This window comes from Neisseria sp. P0017.S009 (assembly GCF_051957375.1).
Lineage (GTDB): Bacteria > Pseudomonadota > Gammaproteobacteria > Burkholderiales > Neisseriaceae > Neisseria > Neisseria perflava.
Genome location: NZ_JBQCWL010000003.1, coordinates 253,382 through 276,234 on the forward strand (window position 1 = coordinate 253,382; position 22,853 = coordinate 276,234).

Annotated in this window: 20 protein-coding genes; 8 read left to right on the forward strand and 12 right to left on the reverse strand. The window is 46.7% G+C overall.

Annotated features, from left to right (window positions below):
• The first annotated feature begins 130 nt into the window (after positions 1 to 130).
• Together ACTHTG_RS05620 and ACTHTG_RS05625 are read left to right on the forward strand one after the other, a co-directional pair.
• Positions 131 to 358 (forward strand): exodeoxyribonuclease VII small subunit, encoded by a 228-nt coding sequence (locus ACTHTG_RS05620; RefSeq protein WP_003681131.1) that lies wholly within the window; start codon positions 131 to 133, stop codon positions 356 to 358.
• Complete coding sequence (locus ACTHTG_RS05625; protein ID WP_004519176.1) at positions 342 to 1,238, forward strand: polyprenyl synthetase family protein; 897 nt, start codon at positions 342 to 344, stop codon at positions 1,236 to 1,238. Before ACTHTG_RS05620 ends, ACTHTG_RS05625 begins: the two co-directional genes overlap by 17 nt.
• 158 nt (positions 1,239 to 1,396) lie before the next feature.
• Here the strand turns inward: ACTHTG_RS05625 and ftsY are convergent, their stop codons facing one another.
• Positions 1,397 to 2,929 carry a signal recognition particle-docking protein FtsY gene (gene ftsY / locus ACTHTG_RS05630; protein ID WP_004519177.1) on the reverse strand — a complete coding sequence of 511 codons (1,533 nt, stop codon included), beginning with the start codon at positions 2,927 to 2,929 and terminating at the stop codon, positions 1,397 to 1,399.
• 145 nt (positions 2,930 to 3,074) lie between these two features.
• On the opposite strand from ftsY, the gene msrAB reads away from it, so the two are divergent.
• The gene (msrAB, locus tag ACTHTG_RS05635) at positions 3,075 to 4,643 is read left to right on the forward strand and encodes a bifunctional peptide-methionine (S)-S-oxide reductase MsrA/peptide-methionine (R)-S-oxide reductase MsrB (RefSeq protein WP_039861899.1); all 1,569 of its coding nucleotides are present in this window, start codon (positions 3,075 to 3,077) and stop codon (positions 4,641 to 4,643) included.
• A 622-nt stretch (positions 4,644 to 5,265) separates the two neighbouring features.
• Here the strand turns inward: msrAB and purB are convergent.
• Entirely contained in the window at positions 5,266 to 6,636 is a 1,371-nt protein-coding gene (gene purB, locus ACTHTG_RS05640) for an adenylosuccinate lyase (protein WP_004519181.1), read from the reverse strand.
• A 210-nt stretch (positions 6,637 to 6,846) separates the two neighbouring features.
• Between purB and ACTHTG_RS05645 the strand changes: the two genes are divergently transcribed.
• Positions 6,847 to 7,287, forward strand: coding sequence for a surface-adhesin E family protein (locus tag ACTHTG_RS05645; RefSeq protein ID WP_004519182.1), 441 nt, complete (start codon positions 6,847 to 6,849; stop codon positions 7,285 to 7,287).
• Positions 7,288 to 7,620: 333 nt separating this feature from the next.
• On the opposite strand, the gene ACTHTG_RS05650 is transcribed toward ACTHTG_RS05645, so the two are convergent.
• Together ACTHTG_RS05650 and purD are read right to left on the reverse strand one after the other, a co-directional pair.
• The gene (locus ACTHTG_RS05650) at positions 7,621 to 8,190 is read right to left on the reverse strand and encodes an L-threonylcarbamoyladenylate synthase (RefSeq protein ID WP_039861929.1); all 570 of its coding nucleotides are present in this window, start codon (positions 8,188 to 8,190) and stop codon (positions 7,621 to 7,623) included.
• Positions 8,191 to 8,262: 72 nt separating this feature from the next.
• Complete coding sequence (purD, locus tag ACTHTG_RS05655; RefSeq protein ID WP_308538579.1) at positions 8,263 to 9,534, reverse strand: phosphoribosylamine--glycine ligase; 1,272 nt, start codon at positions 9,532 to 9,534, stop codon at positions 8,263 to 8,265.
• A 140-nt stretch (positions 9,535 to 9,674) separates the two neighbouring features.
• Between purD and ACTHTG_RS05660 the strand changes: the two genes are divergently transcribed.
• A complete protein-coding gene (locus ACTHTG_RS05660) occupies positions 9,675 to 9,986 on the forward strand; it encodes a DUF4298 domain-containing protein (RefSeq protein ID WP_308538580.1) in 312 nt (103 codons plus the stop codon).
• Positions 9,987 to 10,040: 54 nt separating this feature from the next.
• On the opposite strand, the gene ACTHTG_RS05665 is transcribed toward ACTHTG_RS05660, so the two are convergent.
• The 5 genes from ACTHTG_RS05665 to ACTHTG_RS05685 all read right to left on the reverse strand — a co-directional run bounded on the left by ACTHTG_RS05665 (position 10,041) and on the right by ACTHTG_RS05685 (position 14,239).
• Positions 10,041 to 10,652: an IMPACT family protein gene (locus ACTHTG_RS05665; RefSeq protein WP_308538581.1), complete on the reverse strand. Its 612-nt coding sequence runs from the start codon at positions 10,650 to 10,652 to the stop codon at positions 10,041 to 10,043.
• Positions 10,653 to 10,713: 61 nt separating this feature from the next.
• Complete coding sequence (locus ACTHTG_RS05670) at positions 10,714 to 11,646, reverse strand: electron transfer flavoprotein subunit alpha/FixB family protein (protein ID WP_308538582.1); 933 nt, start codon at positions 11,644 to 11,646, stop codon at positions 10,714 to 10,716.
• A gap of 10 nt (positions 11,647 to 11,656) precedes the next feature.
• Positions 11,657 to 12,406 (reverse strand): electron transfer flavoprotein subunit beta/FixA family protein, encoded by a 750-nt coding sequence (locus tag ACTHTG_RS05675; RefSeq protein ID WP_440360574.1) that lies wholly within the window; start codon positions 12,404 to 12,406, stop codon positions 11,657 to 11,659.
• A 183-nt stretch (positions 12,407 to 12,589) separates the two neighbouring features.
• Entirely contained in the window at positions 12,590 to 13,558 is a 969-nt protein-coding gene (gene waaC / locus ACTHTG_RS05680; RefSeq protein WP_440360575.1) for a lipopolysaccharide heptosyltransferase I, read from the reverse strand.
• Positions 13,559 to 13,603: 45 nt separating this feature from the next.
• On the reverse strand, positions 13,604 to 14,239 hold the full coding sequence (locus tag ACTHTG_RS05685; protein WP_004519191.1) for a nicotinamidase: 636 nt from the start codon (positions 14,237 to 14,239) through the stop codon (positions 13,604 to 13,606).
• Between the two features lie 169 nt (positions 14,240 to 14,408).
• Here ACTHTG_RS05685 and tsaA point away from each other — a divergent pair, with 169 nt between their 5' ends.
• Positions 14,409 to 15,083 (forward strand): tRNA (N6-threonylcarbamoyladenosine(37)-N6)-methyltransferase TrmO, encoded by a 675-nt coding sequence (gene tsaA, locus ACTHTG_RS05690; RefSeq protein ID WP_004519192.1) that lies wholly within the window; start codon positions 14,409 to 14,411, stop codon positions 15,081 to 15,083.
• A 95-nt stretch (positions 15,084 to 15,178) separates the two neighbouring features.
• Here the strand turns inward: tsaA and gap are convergent, their stop codons facing one another.
• Complete coding sequence (gap, locus tag ACTHTG_RS05695; protein ID WP_070504110.1) at positions 15,179 to 16,183, reverse strand: type I glyceraldehyde-3-phosphate dehydrogenase; 1,005 nt, start codon at positions 16,181 to 16,183, stop codon at positions 15,179 to 15,181.
• A gap of 652 nt (positions 16,184 to 16,835) precedes the next feature.
• Here gap and lpxC point away from each other — a divergent pair.
• Positions 16,836 to 17,750: a UDP-3-O-acyl-N-acetylglucosamine deacetylase gene (gene lpxC, locus ACTHTG_RS05700; RefSeq protein ID WP_070504107.1), complete on the forward strand. Its 915-nt coding sequence runs from the start codon at positions 16,836 to 16,838 to the stop codon at positions 17,748 to 17,750.
• Positions 17,751 to 17,987: 237 nt separating this feature from the next.
• Here the strand turns inward: lpxC and ggt are convergent, their stop codons facing one another.
• Complete coding sequence (gene ggt / locus ACTHTG_RS05705; protein WP_049335672.1) at positions 17,988 to 19,757, reverse strand: gamma-glutamyltransferase; 1,770 nt, start codon at positions 19,755 to 19,757, stop codon at positions 17,988 to 17,990.
• A 482-nt stretch (positions 19,758 to 20,239) separates the two neighbouring features.
• Here ggt and gnd point away from each other — a divergent pair, with 482 nt between their 5' ends.
• Complete coding sequence (gnd, locus tag ACTHTG_RS05710; RefSeq protein ID WP_004519195.1) at positions 20,240 to 21,688, forward strand: decarboxylating NADP(+)-dependent phosphogluconate dehydrogenase; 1,449 nt, start codon at positions 20,240 to 20,242, stop codon at positions 21,686 to 21,688.
• 195 nt (positions 21,689 to 21,883) lie between these two features.
• On the opposite strand, the gene ACTHTG_RS05715 is transcribed toward gnd, so the two are convergent.
• On the reverse strand, positions 21,884 to 22,834 hold the full coding sequence (locus tag ACTHTG_RS05715; protein ID WP_004519196.1) for a D-2-hydroxyacid dehydrogenase: 951 nt from the start codon (positions 22,832 to 22,834) through the stop codon (positions 21,884 to 21,886).
• Positions 22,835 to 22,853: the final 19 nt, after the last annotated feature.

Sequence of the window (22,853 nt, forward strand, 5' to 3'; positions counted from 1 at the left end):
TTATTTCGTTTGAAAAAAGGCCGTCTGAACAAAGAAACAGAAATCTTTGATTTCGTTTTCATCCCTGTTCAGACGGCCTTCATCATCTAAAAATGCTACAATTCCCCCTTTCTGCCCATCATTTCAAACCATGAAAAAAAACGCCCCCCAATCCTTTGAAGAAGCCTTATCCCGCCTCGAAACCCTGACCCAGGCCATGCAAAGCAGCGAAATGCCGCTGGAAGACGCCCTGGCTGCCTATCAGGAAGGCAACGAATTGGTCAGATACTGCCAAACCAAATTGGCGGAAGTCGAGCAGAAACTGCAAGTCTTGGATGCCGGCGAACTGAAGGAGTTGAACCTTGAACCCGGCGAATGAACTCAAAACATGGCAACAAAAAGCCCAAGCGCAAACCGAATTGCTGCTGGCGCATTTCTTGCCGTCTGAAAGCCAAGTTCCGCACACGCTGCACGAAGCCATGCGTTACGTTACCCTCGGCGGCGGCAAACGGCTGCGTCCACTCTTGGTGCTTGCCGCGTCCGAATTGGGCGAAGCAAACCAAAATGCCGTCGAGCAGGCGATGGCGGCCATCGAAATGGTACACGTCTATTCGTTGGTTCACGACGATATGCCGGCGATGGACAACGACAGTCTGCGCCGCGGCAAACCGACCTGCCATGTGCAATACGATGAAGCAACCGCCCTTTTGGTCGGCGATGCGTTGCAAACCCAAGCCTTTGATGTACTGAGCCGTCCGACAGGCCTGCCTGCCGAACGTCAGCTTGCCATGTTGTCCACGCTGGCCCAGGCATCCGGCAGCCTCGGCATGGCGGGCGGACAAGCTATCGACCTTGCCAATGTCGGCAAAGCCATGAATCAGGCCGAATTGGAACAGATGCACAGCCTCAAAACCGGCGCACTCATCCGCGCGGCCGTGGCCTTAGGCGCACTTTCCTGCCCAGACTTAACACCGGCTCAAATCCAAACCTTAGACCGCTACGCCGCCAAATTAGGTTTGGCTTTCCAAGTGATCGACGATGTATTGGACTGCGAAGCCGATACCGCCACCTTGGGCAAAACCGCCGGCAAAGACTCGGACAACGACAAACCGACCTACGTCAAACTGATGGGCCTGCAGGCCGCGCGCACTTACGCAGAAACGCTGATTGCAGAAGCCGTTGCCCTGATCGAGCCATTCGGCGACAAAGCCCTGCGCCTGCGCCAACTGGCAAAGTTTGTTACCGCACGGAAAAACTAAACCCGTAAATAAATAAAGGCCGTCTGAAACCTGATTTTAGGTTTCAGACGGCCTTTTTAACAGCCTGTTTGGCTTTTGTACCAACCGAATGCGAAGCCTTTCAAAATACGGCTCAGAAATCCCCCGCAAACTGCGTTTACAAACCTCAACCTGTCTGTTTAATCCAATAGGGCATCCACGAACGCTTTGGCATTAAACGGACGCAAATCGTCGATGCCTTCGCCTACGCCGATGTAGCGGACAGGAACAGGGCGGTCGGAGGCAAGGGCGGCAAGGATACCGCCTTTGGCCGTACCGTCTAGCTTGGTGACGATAAGTCCGGTCAGACCCAGCGCTTCGTCGAAGGCTTTCACTTGGTTGACGGCGTTTTGACCGATGTTGGCATCCAAAACAACGATGATTTCATGTGGCGCATCCGGCATGGCTTTTTGCAACACGCGTTTCACTTTTTTGATTTCTTCCATCAAATGAAGCTGCGTAGGCAAACGGCCGGCAGTATCAGCCAGCACGATGTCGATCCCGCGCGCTTTCGCGGCTTGGACGGCATCGAAGCAAACGGCTGCGGAATCGCCTGTGGTTTGCGAAATCACGGTTACATTGTTGCGCTCGCCCCAAGCTTGAAGCTGCTCACGCGCAGCGGCACGGAAAGTATCGCCTGCCGCCAGCAACACAGATTTACCCTGCGCTTGGAAGTATTTGGCGAGTTTGCCGATAGACGTGGTTTTACCCGCGCCGTTGATACCGGCAAGCATAATCACGAAAGGCTCCCTGGTTTCCGGCAAGACCAAAGGTTTCTCCAGAGGCTTAATCAAGTCGTACAGCGCATCTTTCAGCGCACCGCGCAATTCGTTGCCGTCTTTGAGGCCTTTGAGGCTGACACGGTCGCGCACGTCTTTCATCAAGTATTCGGTGGCTTCCATGCCCATATCGCTGGTAATCAGCACGGTTTCCAGCTCTTCGTACAAGTCCTCGTCGATCTGTCCGCCGCCGAACACGCCGGCCAACGATTTTGCCATTTTGTCGCGTGATTTGGTCAAGCCTTGTTTCAAACGCGCAGCCCAACTGAGCTTGTGTTCTTCTGCCGGAGCAGGGGCTTCAACCGGTATTTCCACAACGGCTTCTTGAACTTGCTCGACAGTCTCGCTAACTGCCTCAACAGCTTCTTCTTTGACTGCTTCAGCTTGTTCCGCTACTTCTTCAGCAACCTCGGCCGCTTCAGACGGCATCTCGGCAACGGTTTCCTTTACCTGCTCAACAACCTCGCTGACGGTTTCAACAGCTTCTTCTCTGACTGCCTCAGCCTGTTCTGCCACTTCTTCAGCAGCCTCGACCGCTTCAGACGGCATCTCGGCAACGGTTTCTTTTACCTGTTCAACAGTCTCGCTGGCGGTTTCAACAGCCGCTTCTTTTGCCGCTTCAACGTGTTCTTCTACTTTTTCAACTGTTTCAGACGGCGTTTCGGTCAAAGTTTCCCGAACCTGCTCGACGGTTTCGCTGATAGTTTCAACAGCCGATTCGACAACTGATTCAACATGCCCTTTGACGCTTTCTGCTAAAGATTCGGCATCTTCTTTAATATTTTCAACTACTTGAGCAACTTCAGATTCTATTTTTGCTGCGGTTTCCTGAACTTGAGCCTCCTCGGGAGCCGGAGTTTCCTGTTTTTTCTTGCGACGGAAGAAGCTGAACATTAAATTTTCCTTTTAATTTTAGAAACTTGAAATAGGGAGTATTGTAGCGTATTTTACGTGGCAAGGTCGTCTGAAAATCAAGGTTGTCAGGTTTTGGCATTTCCAACGTCTAATAAGATAAACCATCCATACAGGAAACATAGAGATGAATCCCCGCACATTATTTTCACTTTGCACCAAGTTCGGCTGCCTGCTTGCGCTTGGCGCCTGCTCATCCAAAATGATGGATACCGAAGCCGCAACCGTACCGCAGGCATTGTCCTCATTAAAAACCCCTGACAACCGCCCTGCCAGTGTTTTCCTAAAAAAAGACAAACCCACCCTGATTAAATTTTGGGCAAGTTGGTGTCCTTTGTGTTTGTCCGAATTGGGACAAACCGAAAAATGGGCGCAAGATATAAAATTCGGTTCTGCCAACCTGATTACCGTTGCCTCGCCCGGTTTTCTACACGAGAAAAAAGACGGCGACTTTCAAAAATGGTATTCCGGTTTGAACTATCCTAAGCTGCCCGTCGTTACCGACAACGGCGGCACCATCGCCCAAAGCCTGAATATCAGTGTTTACCCTTCTTGGGCATTAATCGGCAAAGACGGCGACGTGCAGCGCATCGTCAAAGGCAGCATCAACGAAGCGCAGGCATTGGCTTTAATCCGCGACCCGAATGCCGATATAGGCCGTCTGAAAAACACATTTTACAAACCCGACACACAGAAAAAGGATTCAGCAATCATGAATACGCGCACCATCTACCTCGCCGGCGGCTGCTTCTGGGGCTTGGAAGCCTATTTCCAACGCATAGACGGCGTGGTTGACGCAGTATCCGGCTACGCTAACGGCAAAACGGAAAACCCAAGCTACGAAGACGTGTCCTACCGCGATACAGGCCATGCCGAAACCGTTAAAGTCACCTATGATGCCGACAAACTCAGCCTAGACGATATCCTGCAATATTTCTTCCGCGTCGTTGATCCAACCAGCCTCAACAAACAAGGCAACGACACCGGCACGCAATACCGCAGCGGCGTGTACTACACCGACCCCGCCGAAAAAGCCGTCATCGCCGCCGCACTCAAACGCGAGCAGCAAAAATACAAACTTCCCCTCGTCGTCGAAAACGAGCCGCTAAAAAACTTCTACGACGCCGAGGAATACCATCAGGACTACCTGATTAAAAACCCCAACGGCTACTGCCACATCGACATCCGCAAAGCCGACGAACCGCTGCCGAGCAAAACCAAAGCCGTCCCTCAAGGCAAAGGCTTTGACGCGGCAACGTATAAAAAACCCAGCGCTGCTGAACTCAAACGCATTCTGACCGAAGAGCAATACCAGGTTACCCAAAACAGCGAGACCGAATACGCCTTCAGCCACGAATACGACCACTTGTTCAAACCCGGCATTTATGTGGACATCGTCAGCGGCGAACCCCTGTTCAGCTCTGCCGACAAATTTGATTCCGGCTGCGGCTGGCCGAGTTTTACCCATCCAATTAATGCCTCCGCCGTTACCGAACACGACGATTTCAGCTATAACATGCGCCGCACCGAAGTGCGCAGCCACGCCGCCGACTCACACTTGGGACACGTCTTCCCCGACGGCCCGAAAGACAAAGGCGGCCTGCGCTATTGCATCAACGGCGCAAGTTTGAAATTCATTCCTTTGGAAGAAATGGACGCAGCCGGCTACGGTGCATTGAAAGACAAAGTGAAATAACGGATTGAATCGAAAAAGGCCGTCTGAAAAAGATTTCAGACGGCCTTAAATTTATAATTTATTTGGTCATGTCATAAAATGATGCAACAGAAAGTATTAAATACATTACTGATATCAAAATATATTTAATTTTTTTATCTCTAATTTCTTTCCATAAATGCAAGCATATAGGAAGCATCGTAAACACTAGAACCGCAATATTAAAACATAAAAGAAAGAGATATCCTTTAGAACTTTCTTTCCAAAAGGGTATAAAAAAACTTGTACATATCGAAAATCCAATTAGAAAAGAGACAATACTATTTAAAACATCAATAATTCTTGCCTCTATTTGAATAGAAACAAGATACGGAAAATTACATAATTGTAGAAACCTAAGAAAATGAAGATATGCCAATAATACATATATTGGAGTCAAACCCATAAAAGTATCAAATATATTTTTAAAAGGAATTTTTCCATGAAAATGTAATATACTGACTAACAAGCCGATTGGTAACCATATAATCAAATTTTCCTTACTTGGAAAATATTTAAACATCTAAAACTTTCTTCATTATTTTCATACTATATATTTAATTCAAAAAAAGCCATTTGAAGATTCAAATGGCTTTTTTATAAATCAAATTCGTTTTGCCAACTCTTCGGCCTTACCCACATACAACGCAGGGGTCAGCTCAAGCAATTTGGCTTTGGCTTCTGCCGGAATTTCCAACGATTCGATAAAGAGTTTCAACACTTCAGGCGTAATGCCGTCTTTACCGCGTGTCAGGTCTTTCAGCTTCTCGTAAGGATTGGCTACGCCGTAACGACGCATTACGGTTTGAATCGGCTCGGCCAGCAGCTCCCAAGTAGCGTCCAAATCGGCAGCAAGGGCGGCAGGATTCGGCTCAAGCTTGTTCAGACCGCGCAGATGGGCGGCAAAGCCCAATATGGTATAGCCCACGCCTACGCCCATATTGCGCAATACGGTGCTGTCGGTCAGGTCGCGCTGCCAACGGGAAATCGGCAGTTTTTCAGACAAAAAGCCCAATACGGCATTGGCCATACCGAGGTTGCCTTCGGAGTTTTCAAAGTCAATCGGATTGACTTTGTGCGGCATGGTGGAAGAACCGACTTCGCCTGCTTTAACTTTTTGTTTGAAGTAACCCAAAGAAATATAGCCCCAAACATCGCGGTTGAAGTCGATCAGAATCGTGTTGACACGGCTGATGGCTTGGAAGAATTCCGCCATATAGTCATGCGGCTCGATTTGAATGGTGTAGGGGTTGAAGGTCAGGCCGAGGCTGATTTCAACGAAGTTGCGGCAATGGGTTTCCCAATCCACATCGGGATAAGCGACCATATGGGCATTGTAGTTGCCGACTGCGCCGTTGATTTTGCCGAGGAACTCTTGCGCTTGCAGGTTTTTGAACTGGCGTTGCAGGCGGTACACGACATTGGCGATTTCTTTACCCAATGTGCTTGGTGTCGCAGGCTGGCCATGCGTGCGGCTCATCATAGGGACGGCAGCCAACTCATGCGCCATGCCGGTCAGTTTTTTGATGATTTCGGCCAGTTTCGGCAGCAAAACAGTCTCACGCGCTTCTTGCAGCATTAAAGCGTGGGACAGGTTATTGATGTCTTCGCTGGTGCAGGCAAAGTGGATGAACTCGCTGGCAGCAGCCACTTCAGGCACGCCGGAGAAGCGTTCTTTAAGCCAATATTCGATGGCTTTGACATCATGATTGGTGGTCGCCTCAATAGCTTTGACGGCGGCAGCATCTTCAAGCGAGAAGTTTTCGATCACTTTGTCGATTTCGGCAAGCGTAAAATCGCTGAAAGCAGGAACTTCTACAATCTTAGGTTCGGCGGCAAGGACTTTGAGCCAGTTTAATTCAACTTTGACACGCGCACGCATCAGGCCGTATTCGGAGAAAATCGGACGCAATGCTTCAACGGATTTGGCGTAGCGGCCATCTAATGGGGAAAGTGCAGCGATAGGGTTAATCATGTCGGATCTTCCTATGGGATGAAAACCAAATTGTTTGCAATTATACATGATTTTACACTCCAAGGCCGTCTGAAAGACAGGTTTCAGACGGCCTTTTCAGCGTATTTTTCATAAAATTCTTTTCAGAGGTTCAACTTTGCAAAATCGATTTACGATATATGCCATCTTCACGGATAATATCGGCTGACTTTCTGTAAATAATGAGGTTTTATGAATATCAAACGTTTTTCCCTAGCTGCAACCGTATTTGCGGCTTTGATGTTGAGTGCCTGTGAAACAACCACCACATCGAGCGGCGGCGGCAGCTGGACCAACATCGGCACCATCTCTGAAGGCAATATCAAAGTGGCTATTGATAGAAGCAGCATTAAAAGAAATGGCGCACTGGTTACTTTCCGCGATAAAAAAACCGTTTCCAAACTGAAAGAGGAACGTTTCGTCAACACGCCGGCCTATAAAACAGCCATCGGCAGCTGGGAAATTCATTGCTCAAACAAAACCTATCGCCTGGCAGCGCTGCAACTGATGGACGAACACGGCCGGGTAATTTCCAACCAAAGCTATACTCCGACCAGCATCCGCCCAATGAGCGTCATGAGCGGTACGATTACTGAAAAACAATACGAAACTGTGTGCGGACATAAGCTTTAATCCACACTTATTCACAAAGTTATCCACAGTTTAAATATTTAAAAGGCCGTCTGAATGCTTTGAATATCAAGTTTCAGACGGCATTTTTATGTTTTTATGGAAATTTATCTTCAAATTTATCCACAAAATTTGTTTATTCAAAAATAATTTATTAAAGCGATTCATTTACGCTCAAAATTTGCTTCATTCTTTCACAAAATACTGCTTTATCCTCTAGACTGCTATGCATCAAACTGGATCTGCGCTAAATGCTTTTCACACAGGTATTCCAATCTTTTGGAAAAAATTTGCTTCTCCAAATAAATACCTTTCCTTTGAAAATACAATTCTTCTTTAACGCAGCCTTGCCCCTGTTTCTCCGTCAATAATCTGGCTGGGCGTTTTCTGCTTACCTATCAATCCGCCTACAACCCAGACTTTCCTGCCAAACTGTCTTCTGACTTCCCTTTCCGTTTTGCACGCTCGTTTGCCTGCACGATTGCATGAAGTAGAGACTAAAGGCATTTCCAAAACCTGACACAAACGTCTTGCACCTGCGTGCGCAGGAACTCTGACAGCCAATTTACTACGTCTTTTTCCCCGCAATGAGGGCAATACTTTTTTGCCGGCCGGCAATAAAAAAGTTTTCGGAGCAGGCCATGCTTCATGCAGCATGGTTTGGATATTTTCAGACGGCCTTTGCAGCAAAGGTTGCAACTGTTCCAAGCTATGCCCAATGACAATCATGCCTTTGTGTTGCGGTCGTTTTTTCAGATGGATCAGTTGATTGAGTGCTTTAGGCAAAGTAGGGACACAGCCCAAGCCATAGCAAGACTCGGTGGGATAGGCGACCAAACCACCTTTTTTAAGATGCGCCTGCAGCCTGCGTTGGGCTGCAGCCGATAAAATTCTGGGAAACATCATCATCATACCAAGGCCGTCTGAAACTGAGATTGTCGGACAATCTGTGTTCAGACGGCCTATTTCTATTCATTATTAACGGTTGATGGCTTTATCGGCAATGTCTTTACGGTATTGCATACCGTCAAAACGGATTGTTTCCAATGCCTCATAAGCCTTACTCTTAGCTTGTGCAACATCATCGCCCAAACCGACTACACACAACACACGGCCGCCGTTGGTTACAACTTCGCCTTTTTCATTCGTTGCAGTACCGGCATGGAAAACTTTACCGATTTGATTAGCCTGATCCAAGCCGAAGATCACATCGCCTTTTTTCGGAGAGTCAGGATAATTTTGTGCGGCTAACACTACACCTACCGCAGGCTGCGGATTCCATTCGGCGGTAACACTATCCAGTTTGCCGTCGATTGCCGCTTCAACCAAGTCCACTAAATCGCTATCCAAACGGCTCATAATCGGCTGGGTTTCAGGGTCGCCGAAACGGCAGTTGAATTCGATGGTATAAGGCGCACCTGTTTTATCAATCATCAAGCCCGCGTATAAAAAGCCGGTAAATTCATGACCTTCTGCTTTCATACCGGCCACAGTCGGCAAAATAATTTCATTCATCGCGCGCTCGTAAACATCAGGCGTTACCGCCGGAGCAGGGCTATATGCGCCCATACCGCCGGTATTAGGGCCTTTGTCGTCATCCAGCAGGCGTTTATGGTCTTGACTGGTTGCCATCGGCAAAACATGATTGCCGTCCACCATAACGATAAAGCTCGCTTCCTCGCCTTGCAGGAAATCTTCAATCACAACACGCGCGCCTGCATTGCCCATTTTGTTGCCCAACAACATATCGTCAATAGCGGCATGGGCTTCATCCAAAGTCATGGCGACAATCACGCCTTTACCGGCAGCCAAACCATCCGCCTTAATAACAATCGGCGCACCTTTTCGGTTGACGTAATCATGTGCCGCATCGGCATTTTCAAAGGTTTGGTATTGCGCGGTTGGAATGTTATATTTTGCCATAAACGCTTTAGCAAAATCCTTTGAGCTCTCCAACTGGGCCGCGTATTGAGTCGGGCCAAAAATCTTCAATCCGGCAGCACGGAAGTCATTGACCACACCTGCAGCCAAAGGCGCTTCAGGGCCGACTACAGTAAAGGCAATATTTTCATTACGGCAAAAATCAATCAAATCTTGATGCGCCGTTAATGCGATATTCCGAAGTTTAGGTTCAATTGCCGTTCCGGCATTACCAGGTGCAACAAAGACAGTTTCTACTTTAGACGACTGCGCCAATTTCCAAGCCAGTGCGTGTTCACGTCCACCATTACCAATAACGAGCAATTTCATACCGTCTCCTTGAAGAATAGATGTTGTCAATTAAATTCAATCGATGGAATTATTGCTCCATCTTGTATAGCTGTTTCAAATTAAGAATAATATTGCACCAAGACAACCATACTCTAATTTCAAACAACGAAAGGAAAATCATGCAAAAACGTATTGACGAAATTCAAAGCAAATACCGCGAATGGTGCGAATTACTGCCGCAACTAGAGGCAGATATCGCCCGCTGGAAACATGCTGTAAGCCTCATGCAGGACATGGATGAATTCTATACCAACGAATACCAAGCGTGTTATCAAGCCATTGAAGAAGGTGCAGATGTTGATTTGCGTACACAGGGCGAATACAGCATTATGAGCGAAGATGCCCTATGGAACGCATTGGGGGAATTTCATCAACTGGCTTGGGAACATTTGCGCTCAAGCGTAAATGCTTTAGACAGATACCAAGGCTAAAACATCAAAGGCCGTCTGAAACTTTTGATTAATCAAATATGTTCAGACGACCTTTTATTCAAACGGCTTCTCAGTATTTACTTCAATTTGGCGTGTATTTTTCCAAGCAGCAATACAAGCTTCATAATCGGCCAACGCTATTTTCACTGTCAACTTACAATCCAGCTGCAAATCCTGTTCCACAATATCGGCCTGATATTGTTTGGCAATCCGTATCGCCTCATTCAAAACAGGATATTCACATTTCAACCAAACTGTCTTTTCGACATTCTTTTCAACAACTTCTGCTATTGCCAGTGCCTGAGCCGTTGATTCCTTATAGGCATGAATCAAACCGGGAACACCCAATAGCGTACCGCCAAAATAGCGCACAACCACAATCAACACATCCGTCACACCGACAGAATCAATCTGCCCCAGAATAGGGCGGCCTGCGCTTCCGGACGGTTCTCCATCATCGTTTGCGCGAAACTGCATTCCATCCACACCCAATCGGTAGGCGTAACACCAATGTCGTGCTTTGTGGTGCTCTTCCTTTAATGGGTCGAGATATTTCTTCACATCGGCCAACGTGCGGATCGGATAGGCGTATGCGATGAAGCGGCTGCCTTTATCTTTAAATTCAGCCTGTGTCGGAGTGGTAATGGTTTTATAGGTTGTAATCATGCCAAAATATTTTCAGACGGCCTTATATAACAAAGGCCGTCTGAACGTTTCACGTGAAACATTAGTTTTTCAGTGCTTCTGTCAGTTGAGGCACAACTTCAAACAAATCACCAACTAAGCCGTAGTCTGCCACATTGAAAATCGGAGCGTCAGCATCTTTGTTGATGGCAACAATTACTTTACTGTCTTGCATACCGGCAACGTGTTGGATAGCACCGGAAATACCGATAGCAAAGTACAGTTGCGGCGCAACCACTTTACCGGTTTGTCCGACTTGGGCATCGTTTGGCGCATACTCGGCATCCACTGCCGCACGGGATGCACCAATCGCCGCACCCAAAACATCTGCCAAAGGAGTCAACACTTCATTAAATTTTTCAGCACTGCCCAATGCACGGCCACCGGAAACAATCACTTTTGCCTGAGTCAATTCAGGGCGGTCAGACTGAGAAAGTTGACGGTTTACGAAACGGCTCAGGTTTTGAGCAGGCGTTGCCTCAACATTGACCACTTCTGCATTACCGCCTTGTCCGGCAGCATCAAATGCTGTCGCACGGAAAGTCAACACCAGTTTTTCAGAATTGGATTGAACAGTTTCAAACGCATTACCGGCATAAATCGGACGGACAAATGTCGAGTTATCCACAACTTCGGTTAAATCGGAAACTTGTGGCACATCCAATAGGGCTGCTACTCGGGGCAATAGATTTTTACCAAACGCAGTTGCAGTCGCAGCCACATAGCGGTAATCCGCAGCCAGTTTAACAACCAAAGGCGCCAATTCTTCTGCCAAACCTTCAACGTAATAGGGCGCATCGGCTACCAAAACTTTCACTACGCCTGCAACCTGTTTCGCCTCTTCAACCACCGCAGCAGCATTGCTGCCGGCGACCAATAAATCTACATTACCTAATTTGGCGGCAGCCGTTACCGCATGCAAAGTGGCAGGATTCAAATGTTGGTTATTATGTTCCGCAATAATCAATACGCTCATTTCATACTCCTTAGATCACTTTGGCTTCGTTTTTCAGCTTTTCAACCAACTCGGCAACATCAGCCACTTTCACACCGGCTTGACGTGCTTTAGGTTCGGCAAATTTCACGGTATTCAAACGCGGAGAAATATCCACAGCCAAATCGGCAGGACTTAATTTTTCCAAAGGTTTTTTCTTTGCCGCCATGATATTAGGAAGTTTGACAAAGCGTGGTTCGTTCAAACGCAAATCCGCACTGATCACCGCAGGCAGCTTCAATGCAACAGTCTCTTCGCCGCCGTCAATTTCGCGGGTTACCAATGCTTCTTCGCCTTCAATTTGCACTTTTGATGCAAAAGTACCTTGAGCCGCATTCAACAACGCAGCCAGCATTTGGGCAACTTGGTTGGCGTCATCGTCAATTGCCTGTTTGCCCAGCAATAAAATTTGCGGATTTTCTTTATCCGCAACAGCTTTCAGCAATTTCGCAACGGTCAAAGGCTTCAACTTCGCATCAGTCTCAACATGAACCGCACGGTCGGCACCCATCGCCAAAGCAGTACGCAACGTCTCTTCGCATTTTTTCTCGCCAAGAGAGACGGCAACAATCTCGCTTACTTTTCCGGCTTCTTTCAAACGGACAGCTTCTTCTACCGCGATTTCATCAAACGGATTCATCGACATTTTGACATTACCGATATCCACATCGGAACCATCGGCTTTCACACGAACTTTGACGTTGTAGTCCACTACGCGCTTTACTGCGACCAGTGCTTTCATTCAATTCTCCTAAAAAGAATGTCCATCAAATCAAGCATACTGCTTTTGATACATTCTTTATATAAAATCCAATTCAGTTTTCACCAATATGACAAAACCAAATTTGTATAAATCTTGGCAAATAGAGCGGAATTATATCATTTCTAAAGCATTTACTCAGAAATAAATCCAACTCCCCAGCAATTATTTACCGTATGCTGCAACACAATCCATCAAGGTTTGATAAACCTCGTCAACATTGGGAATTTGAGCAATACCGCCTAAATTTTTTGCATAAGCCGAAACTTGAACGCCGGTCTTGGCCGGATCTGTATCTGTATAAATTCCAACGACAGGCTTTTCCAATGCATTGGCAAGATGCAGTAGTCCGGTATCTACGCCAATAATACCCTCTGCGTTTTTCAATAAAAATGCAGCCTGTAATAAATTTATTTTATCGCAAACGAAAACAAACGGTAAATCGCTTGCAATCTGTTCGGCTCGCATTTTTTCGGTTTTATTTCCCCACGGCAGATATACATTGCATTGTTGCTCTTCATTCAACTTTTTCAATAATGCACGCCAGTGTTCTACCAGCCATAATTTACTGTCGCGACTGGTTGCATGCAAAGCAACATAATAAGGGGATTGCACATTTTTCAGACGGCCTGATTCAGGAACCGATAAACCAAATACCTGCGTTTCAGGCATTGTATAACCAAATACTTGGGCGAATAATTCACGGTTTCGCCAAACCGCATTTTTACCTTTCGGCACGGCAAACGTTTTACTGTACGCAAGGGCCGCCAAACTTTCACGCGCGCTGCGCTTATCCAAACCGTAAATAGGGGATTTCGCCATTTTGGCAAAGCATGCGCTTTTAATCAGTCCTTGGCTATCTAAAACAAAATCAAAAGATTCAGCCTGTAAATCTGTTTTCAGACGGCCTATTTCACGCCACGTTTCAGCCTGAAAAAGGTGCTTGCGCCATTGCCGCCATTTCATTACATGAACTTTTTTGACAAAAGGATGCAAGCGCGCAATATCTGCAAATCCGGCCTCACACAACCAATGCAGTTCTACCTCAGGACATTGTCGCGCCAAATCTTCAACTGCAGGCAACGTATGAATTAAATCGCCCATACTGGACAAGCGGACAAGTAAAATCTTCATATTTTGAAAGATGTTTCACGTGAAACAATAGGATTTAAATATATTTTATTGATTATTAATGTATTTTTTTATTTCTTCGGCGTTTTCTAAAATAATAGCTCCGGCAGAACGCATTTCCCGCCATGCAGATTCAACCGTTTCCGGAGCAATGCCACGGCAAGCCGCCTGATTGACGATGACTTTCCAAGCCCCGCCTTTAAGCAACTGTAAAACTGTCGTTTTCACACAATAATCCGTTGCCAAACCGCCGACAATGACTGTATCTGCATTTTGACAGCGCAACCATTCGATCAAACCTGTACTGAGCTTTTCTTCAATATCGTGAAAACATGCGCCGTAAGGATGTAACTCAGGATCGACGCCTTTCCAAACGCAATAATTGTATTCTTTGGCTGAAGGCAGGCCATCCAACAAATCATAGCCATATGTTCCAACCATCGCATGCGATACCCAAGTCAAATCCGCATCGGGTAAACCCGTCGGTTTCAACATATCAACAGGATTATCCACAAGCCATTTTGCCGCGGCATGATGCGCATCTTTCGTCATTACGCGTAAATCCGCCAATGCAGCTTGAGCATTGAGTTCATCCGCAATCAGATGACCTTCGGCAACGGGCAATTCTTTCGGGCACAAAGGCGTAAACGTTTTTTGTGCATCTACATCGATGGAAACAATCATGGATTAATATAACCTATTGATTTTATTTATATAATTTGAATTGAACATTTATTACCAATGTACGGACATTTGGAATAAATGCTTTGTATTATAACAAATTACTACCGCAAAATGTGGGAAAACATCTGTGATATGATGACAGTTTGCACAGAATTTTTATCCATAAATTATGTCCTATTCGATTACGCCTATTGCAACCGTTCATTCCCCCTACAAACAAAAATTCGGCATTGCCCGCCAACCCGGTTTGGTTCCTGCGGCAGAAATTTGCATTGAATTCAATCCTGAATTTACCACAGACAGCGTTCGGGGCTTGGAAGATTTCGACTACGTGTGGATAAGTTTTATTTTCCACGGCGTATTGGATGAAGGTTGGGCGCAAATGGTGCGTCCGCCACGGCTTGGAGGCAAACAAAAAATGGGCGTATTTGCCACGCGCAGCCCGCACCGCCCCAATCATCTCGGTTTATCCCTGCTGAAACTCGAACGCATCGAAACAGGCAAACCTGTCCGCATCTATTGCAGCGGCGCAGACCTATTAGACGGTACTCCGGTAGTGGATATCAAACCCTACATCCCGTTTGTCGAATCCAAACCTGACGCATCATCAGGCTTTGTCAGCGGCAAACCTGAAGAATTGAACGTTGTCTGGGCAGAAAGTACGCTTGCAGAACATTTATCCACAGAAGAAAAACATCTCATTGAGCAAAGCATCGCCCAAGATCCTCGCCCTGCCTATCAAGATATTCCCGAACGGGTTTATGTAATGAATATTGCGGATTATGAAGTGCAGTTTAGGATAGAAAACAAATGTGCCACAGTGATTAAACTATCCACAATCTGATTGCAAATTGAATCTATCTACACACAAAAGGCCGTCTGAAATGTTCAGACGGCCTTTTAATTATCCACAGACTGATTGATTCAGCCCGTTATTTTTTAGATTTTGCTGGCAAAAAATTCCAAGGTACGAACCAATTGGCAAGTGTAAGACATTTCATTGTCGTACCAAGCAACGGTTTTTACCAATTGTTTGTCGCCAACTGTCATCACGCGGGTTTGAGTCGCATCGAAAAGTGAGCCGTATTCGATACCGATGACGTCGGAAGAAACAATTTGATCTTCAGTGTAGCCTAAAGCATCGTTGGCGGCAGCTTTCATGGCTGCGTTGATTTCTTCTTTGGTAACAGGGCGTTCGAGAATAGAAACCAGTTCGGTCAAAGAGCCGGTAGCAACAGGAACGCGTTGGGCAGAACCATCAAGTTTACCGTTCAATTCAGGGATAACCAAGCCAATGGCTTTAGCGGCACCAGTGCTGTTCGGTACGATATTCAAGGCAGCGGCACGGGCGCGGCGGAAGTCGCCTTTGCGGTGTGGCGCGTCAAGGGTGTTTTGGTCGCCGGTATAGGCATGGATGGTAGTCATCAAGCCTTCGACAATACCGAATTCTTTTTGTAATACCGCAGCCATAGGAGCCAGGCAGTTAGTCGTACAAGAAGCGGCGGAGATGACGGTTTCGCTACCATCCAAAATATTTTGGTTTACGCCGTATACAACGGTTTTCACATCATTGCCGCCAGGTGCAGAAATCACAACTTTGCGCGCACCGGCACGGATATGGGCTTCCGCTTTGGTTTTATTGGTAAAGAAACCGGTACATTCGAGGACGACGTCCACACCCAGCTCGCCCCAAGGCAATTCTTCAGGATTAGGATTGGCAAATACTTTGATTTCTTTGCCGTTAACAACAATAGCGTCGTCTTTCAATTCGGCAGAGCCTTCAAAGCGGCCTTGAGTACTGTCGTATTTGAAGAGGTGCAACAGCATGTCTGCAGGAGTCAAGTCGTTAACAGCAACGACTTCGATACCTTGGGCTTTTTCAATTTGACGCAATGCCAGACGACCGATACGGCCAAAACCATTAATCGCTACTTTAATACTCATTTTGCTACTCCTAATTAGATGGAATGGGAAAAATTTTTCAGTAAAGCCATTGTATCCTGAAATAAAATTACTTTCTAGGATTATAGATAATTACTTTTAAGTTGTTTGATTTAAATAAAGAAAACATGAAATTCTTGTTTGTAGGAAAATATCAGGCAAATCGAATCAGTCCTTAATTTTGATATTTTATTTCATAAAAACCTTTTTCCAATCTTAAAAGTTTCATAAGTTTATGGAAATCATAAACTTAGTTCTATTTCCTCCGTATTTTGCCATTTTTGTGTTGATAATTCAGTGTTTTCTTCAAATCATAATATTTTAATTTTTAAAATGATGATTTTGATGAAGAACCAAACCATCTGTGGATAACGGAATAACTTTCTTTAAAACCAATTTGATAGTCGCTTTTTATCTTTGAGGCCAACCCCAACTGAATGCCGAAATAAAAAAGGATAGAATCTTAGTTCTTCTATTTTTCTGTGGATAAAACCCAAATTACCCACTTCAATTTCACATGCTATTGTGGATAATTAAAATTTTGAAATTCACACCCGCAAAACATCCATATTGGCAAATACTATTAAAAATGATGGCTTGTTTTTTCCTTTTTAACGTATCATTTGCCCATCAGACTTTTTAAAAGGAAGCAATTATGTTGCAACGGACTTTAGCCAAATTAGTAAGCGTTACCGGCGTTGGCCTGCATTCGGGCGAAAGGGTCGCTCTGACTTTGCATCCTGCCAAAGAAAACAGCGGTATTTCGTTCCGCCGTACTGATTTAAGCGGGGAAATGGGCGAAATAATCAAATTGAATCCTTATTTAATCAATGATACCCGCCTCTCTTCAACCATCGTTACCGATAAAGGCGTGCGCATCGGCACGATTGAACATATTATGTCGGCACTGTCTGCCTACGGCATCGACAATGCCTTGATTGAATTGAACGCGCCTGAAATTCCGATTATGGACGGCTCCAGCCTGCCGTTTATTTACCTTTTACAAGATGCAGGCGTGGTGGATCAAAAAGCCCAAAAACGTTTTTTGAGAATCCTCAAACCCATTGAAATCAAAGAAACCGGAAAATGGGTACGCTTTACGCCTTATGACGGCTTTAAAGTTACTTTAACCATCGAATTTGATCATCCCGTATTCAACCGCAGTGCACCTACTTTCGAGATTGATTTTGCAGGAAAATCCTATATCGATGAGATTGCCCGCGCCCGTACCTTCGGCTTTATGCACGAAGTGGAAATGATGCGCGCCCATAATCTCGGACTGGGCGGCAATTTGAACAACGCCATCGTGATTGACGACATGGATGTTTTGAATCCGGAAGGTTTGCGTTATCCCGATGAATTTGTCCGCCACAAAATCCTGGATGCGATTGGCGATTTGTACATTGTCGGCCATCCGATTATCGGTGCATTTGAAGGTTACAAATCAGGTCATGCTATCAATAATGCACTGTTGCGTGCCGTTTTGGCAGATGAAAGCGCTTACGAATGGGTTGAGTTTGCCAATGACGAAGACTTGCCCAGCGCTTTTCACGAGCTGCCGGCAGCCTGATAGAAAATAGATAAAGCAGTCCAATGAAAAGGCCGTCTGAACCTTTCAGACGGCCTAAATCATGTTGTTTTCCACAAGTAATTATCCACATATTCATATCTTTTATCTTATTGAAAAATAAAAATATTAAAATTTAATGTTATTCTTATACACATCTTATCCATATATTTTCCCAAACTAAAAAGGCCGTCTGAAACGAAGCTGTTCAGACGGTCTTTACATGTCAAACCGACAATATCAATCGCCCATGACCTTGCCTTCACGGCGCGGGTCGGCGCCGCCGAGTAAACCTTCTTTGCCGATCACAATGCCTTGCACGCCGGAATTCAAATCGCGGATTTGAACTTTATAGCCCAATTTTTCCAACGCAGCTGCTTTATCCGCCGCAGCGGTTTTATCCTCGATCTCATACTGGCTGCCGCGATTAAGCATATTCGGCAGAGAGATTGCCGCCTGAATGTCCATGCCCCAGTCGATATGCGCCACCAGCGTTTTGGCAACGAAACCGATGATGCGGCTGCCACCTGGCGAACCGACTGCCATATAAGGTTTTCCGTCTTTCATCACAATGGTCGGCGCCATCGAAGAACGCGGACGTTTTCCACCAGCAACGCTATTTGCCACCGTTTTACCATCCTCTCCGACAGGATTGAAGGCAAAATCGGTTAATTCGTTGTTGAGCAGATAACCGTTTGCCATCAGCCCCGAACCGAACGCGTTTTCAATCGAAGTCGTCATCGATACAACGTTACCGTCTTTATCCACAACCACCAAATGGCTGGTGGACGGCAGCTCGACCGCCATGCCCTGCGCGTATGCTTTGCCAAACTTGCCTGCCTGAATAGTTTCCAATGCCTTGTCAGCCTTGCGGATTTCTTCGGCACGCGGTTTCAAATAAGCTTGAGAAATCATGGCACGGGTCGGAACGTTTACAAACTTGGGATCGCCGACATAATAATCACGGTCGGCAAAAGCAATCCGCGACGCATCGCCTATCCAGCGCCAACTGTGGATATTTTCCGATCCCAACGCTTTCATATCCTGATTCTGCAATACGCCCAAAATCTGCCCCAAAGCGATTGCGCCGGAACTTGGCGCGCCCATGCCGCAAACTTCATATTCACGATACGGCGCACAAACCGGCTTACGCTCGATAACTTGATAGTTTTTCAAATCCGCCATGCTGATTTTGCCAGGATTATCCACAGCACTGGTAACGGCACGAACAATATTCTGCGCCTGCATTCCCTGATAAAACGGCGCACTGCCTTTTTCCGCCAATAGACGTACGGAACGCGCAAATTCAGGGTTTTTCAACACCGTTCCCGCAGCCAAAGGTTTGCCGTCAGGCAGGAAGTAAGCGGCGGTTTGCGGATAACGTTGCAAGGGTTCCAAATTTTGCTCGATGGATTTCGCCATACGCGGAGAAACAGCAAAACCTTGTTCCGCCAAAGTAATCGGTTTCTCAAACAAACTTGCCCACGGTAATTTGCCGTAACGCTTGTGGACATCTTCGAGCAGCTTTGGAATCCCCGGCACACCGACCGAACGGCCGCCGACCACTGCTTTCATAAAGCCCATCGGTTTGCCGTTTTCGTCCAAGAAAAGCCCCGGCGTTGCCGCTTTCGGCGCCGTTTCACGGGCATCAAACGTCGTCAGCTTTTTCGCCTTATTGTCCCAATACACCAAAAACGCACCGCCGCCCAATCCGGAAGACTGCGGCTCAACCAGTCCCAAAGTTGTCTGCATGGCAATCATCGCATCTATCGCACTGCCGTCGCGCTTCAAAATTTCATAACCGGCTTCAGTTGCCAGCGGATTGGCAGACGCCGCCATATAATGTTTGGCGCGGATTAATTTCTGCTCCGTCAGACCTGTTCCTTGCTCCGGCGCATGGTTGTCCACAGATACAGAGGGCAGGGAAACTTGGGGCTTTTGAACCGGCTGTTGCGCACAAGCGGCCAAAATCAAAACGGATAACAGTTTAATACTAAAGGAAAACTTCATATGCACACCCTTATTGACATATTTTCAGACGGCCTTTTCCCAGCTTAAATAAAAGGAAATATGAAAATAGCTTGAAATAAAAAACCATTTGACTATTTCTCTAGTCAATCAGTTCCAATTGGAGAAGTATAAAACAAGCTAAGATTGTGCACAGGCAAAAAGTTACCCACAGAATGGAGCGGCAGGAAAATTTTATCCACATCTGCAAACAAGGCCGACCTTACTTTATCCTCATCAAAAAATATTAGCTAAGTATTTGAAAATTTTTTGTAATCAAAGTTATCAACAATCTGTAGCAGCACTCAATATCATCTTCTATTTATTATTTAAAATCTAAATTATAGTTTATTTTCCTAAAGGCAAAGGCCGTCTGAAACGTAAAGGCATCTTTTCAAAAAATTAAAAAGTTAAGGATTGTTAAAAACGTGTAAATCAGCTAGAGTTACGCTAGATAAAATTAATCAATAACGGAGTTTCACAAAATGAAAGGCGACATTGGCGTAATCGGCCTTGCCGTAATGGGGCAAAACCTGATTCTCAACATGAACGACAACGGCTTTAAAGTTGTCGCATACAACCGGACGACTAGCAAAGTAGATGATTTTTTAAACGGCGCAGCCAAAAATACCAATATTATCGGTGCATATTCACTGCAAGATCTGGTTAATAAATTAGAAAAACCACGCAAAATCATGATGATGGTACGCGCTGGTTCTGTTGTGGACGACTTTATCGAGCAACTTGTCCCGCTTTTGGACCAAGGCGACATTATTATTGACGGCGGCAACGCCAACTATCCCGATTCCACCCGCCGCACCCACGAGCTGGCGGCAAAAGGTATCCGCTTTATCGGTGCCGGTGTATCCGGCGGTGAAGAAGGCGCGCGTCACGGTCCTTCTATCATGCCCGGCGGCGATGAAGCCGCATGGCCTGCCGTCAAACCGATTTTCCAAGCCATCTCCGCCAAAACGCCTCAAGGCGAACCTTGCTGCGACTGGGTCGGCCGTGACGGTGCGGGCCACTTCGTCAAAATGGTGCACAACGGCATCGAATACGGCGACATGCAGTTGATTTGCGAAGCGTACCAATTCATGAAAGACGGTTTGGGCCTGTCTTATGACGAAATGCACCAAATCTTCAACGAGTGGAACAAAACCGAACTGGATTCTTATCTGGTCGAAATTACCGCCGCGATTTTGGGTTACAGAGATGAAAACGGCGAACCTTTGGTCGAAAAAATCCTCGATACCGCAGGTCAAAAAGGTACAGGTAAATGGACCGGCATCAATGCCCTCGATTTGGGTATCCCGTTGACCCTGATTTCCGAAGCCGTATTTGCACGTTGCGTGTCCGCGTTTAAAGACCAACGCACCCAAGCAAACAGCCTGTTTGGCAAAACCATTACCCCGATTGAAGGCGACAAAGCCGCATGGGTCGAAGCCCTACGCCAAGCCCTGTTGGCATCCAAAATCATTTCTTATGCACAAGGCTTTATGCTGATCCGCGAAGCCAGCGAAAACAACGATTGGGCATTGAATTACGGCAATACTGCCCTCTTGTGGCGCGAAGGCTGCATTATCCGCAGCGCGTTCTTGGGCAACATCCGCGACGCATACGAGGCCAATCCTGATTTGGTCTTCTTGGGTTCCGATCCTTATTTCAAAGGCGTATTGGAAATTTGTCTGCCTGCATGGCGTAAAGTGGTGGCCAAAGCGATTGAGTGCGGTATTCCGATGCCTTGCATGGCTTCCGCAATTACCTTCCTTGACGGCTACACTTCCGAGCGTCTGCCCGCCAACCTGCTGCAAGCCCAACGCGACTACTTCGGCGCGCACACTTACGAGCGTACCGACAAACCGCGCGGCGAGTTTTTCCATACCAACTGGACAGGCAAGGGCGGCGATACCGCTTCAACCACATACGATATTTAATTTGCCCGGGCAAACAAAAGGCCGTCTGAGTATTTCAGACGGCCTTTTTATAGGGTTATCCACAATGAAGAATGAAATGATTTAATCTACTTGATAGATAACTTTATGAAATAAATAAAGATAAATAAAGGCCGTCTGAATATTTCAGACGGCCTTTAAAATTGTTCACAACCTTATCAACAGGTTTTCCATAGATTAAACCAGATTTTGCGGATTGCCGGCCACGAAGCGGTTGATGTTATCCAAAAGGATGTCAAACAGGCGGTTTGCGGCTTCTTGGCTTGCCCATGCAATGTGTGGCGTGACGATGAGGTTGGGCAGTCGGGCTTTCAGCAGAGGGTTGCCGTCGCGCGGCGGCTCTTGTGTCAACACGTCAAAACCTGCACCGCCGATTTGGCCGTATTTCAACGCCGCAACCAAAGCGGCTTCATCGACCAAGCCGCCGCGCCCGCAGTTGATGAGGATGGCGCCGGGTTTCATTTGTTGCAATTCGGCTTCGCCTATCATGTTTGCCGTTTGCGGTGTGAGTGGACAATTAAGCGACACGACATCGGCGGAGCGGATGGCTTCGTCAAAGGAAACATAGCCGTCGCGGACGCTTTGGGCATTTTTATGTTCGGCGAACACGACATTCATTTTGAAAGCCTGAGCATAAGTTGCCAGTGTTTTACCGATATTGCCGCGACCGAAAATCGCCAGCGTTTTGCCGTTCAAATCGCGCATCGGTGCGCCGAGGTAGCAGAAAAACGGCGAGTTTTCCCACAAGCCTGCCGCAACGTCGCGCTGGTAGGCAGGCAGGTTGCGCATCAGGGTAATCATCATCATAAACGCGTGTTCCGCCACGGATTCATTGCCGTAAGCGCGGATATTGCACACTGCCGTACCATTTTGTTTGGCGGCCTCAACGTCCACATTGTTGACGCCCGTCGCGGCTAGCGCAATCAGTTTGAGCTGCGGGTTGGCGGCGATGTGTTCGGCGGAAATCACGACTTTGTTGGTAATGATGATGTCCGCACCCCGTATGCGCGCCAGCGTTTCGTGCGCTTCGGTTGTGCCGTAGCTGCTTAATGTGTGTGGAAAATCAAATTCAAACGGGCGATTGACGAGGGTATCGCGGTCGAGGACGACAATTTGGAGCGGATTCATAAAATTCCTATCAAAAATA

Coding starts and splice junctions, on each gene's coding strand:
- ACTHTG_RS05620 (WP_003681131.1), top strand. CDS start 131: ATGAAAAAAAACGCCCCCCAATCCTTTGAAGAAGCCTTATCCCGCCTC.
- ftsY (WP_004519177.1), bottom strand. CDS start 2,929: ATGTTCAGCTTCTTCCGTCGCAAGAAAAAACAGGAAACTCCGGCTCCC.
- msrAB (WP_039861899.1), top strand. CDS start 3,075: ATGAATCCCCGCACATTATTTTCACTTTGCACCAAGTTCGGCTGCCTG.
- purB (WP_004519181.1), bottom strand. CDS start 6,636: ATGATTAACCCTATCGCTGCACTTTCCCCATTAGATGGCCGCTACGCC.
- ACTHTG_RS05645 (WP_004519182.1), top strand. CDS start 6,847: ATGAATATCAAACGTTTTTCCCTAGCTGCAACCGTATTTGCGGCTTTG.
- ACTHTG_RS05650 (WP_039861929.1), bottom strand. CDS start 8,190: ATGATGTTTCCCAGAATTTTATCGGCTGCAGCCCAACGCAGGCTGCAG.
- purD (WP_308538579.1), bottom strand. CDS start 9,534: ATGAAATTGCTCGTTATTGGTAATGGTGGACGTGAACACGCACTGGCT.
- ACTHTG_RS05660 (WP_308538580.1), top strand. CDS start 9,675: ATGCAAAAACGTATTGACGAAATTCAAAGCAAATACCGCGAATGGTGC.
- ACTHTG_RS05665 (WP_308538581.1), bottom strand. CDS start 10,652: ATGATTACAACCTATAAAACCATTACCACTCCGACACAGGCTGAATTT.
- ACTHTG_RS05670 (WP_308538582.1), bottom strand. CDS start 11,646: ATGAGCGTATTGATTATTGCGGAACATAATAACCAACATTTGAATCCT.
- ACTHTG_RS05675 (WP_440360574.1), bottom strand. CDS start 12,406: ATGAAAGCACTGGTCGCAGTAAAGCGCGTAGTGGACTACAACGTCAAA.
- waaC (WP_440360575.1), bottom strand. CDS start 13,558: ATGAAGATTTTACTTGTCCGCTTGTCCAGTATGGGCGATTTAATTCAT.
- ACTHTG_RS05685 (WP_004519191.1), bottom strand. CDS start 14,239: ATGATTGTTTCCATCGATGTAGATGCACAAAAAACGTTTACGCCTTTG.
- tsaA (WP_004519192.1), top strand. CDS start 14,409: ATGTCCTATTCGATTACGCCTATTGCAACCGTTCATTCCCCCTACAAA.
- gap (WP_070504110.1), bottom strand. CDS start 16,183: ATGAGTATTAAAGTAGCGATTAATGGTTTTGGCCGTATCGGTCGTCTG.
- lpxC (WP_070504107.1), top strand. CDS start 16,836: ATGTTGCAACGGACTTTAGCCAAATTAGTAAGCGTTACCGGCGTTGGC.
- ggt (WP_049335672.1), bottom strand. CDS start 19,757: ATGAAGTTTTCCTTTAGTATTAAACTGTTATCCGTTTTGATTTTGGCC.
- gnd (WP_004519195.1), top strand. CDS start 20,240: ATGAAAGGCGACATTGGCGTAATCGGCCTTGCCGTAATGGGGCAAAAC.
- ACTHTG_RS05715 (WP_004519196.1), bottom strand. CDS start 22,834: ATGAATCCGCTCCAAATTGTCGTCCTCGACCGCGATACCCTCGTCAAT.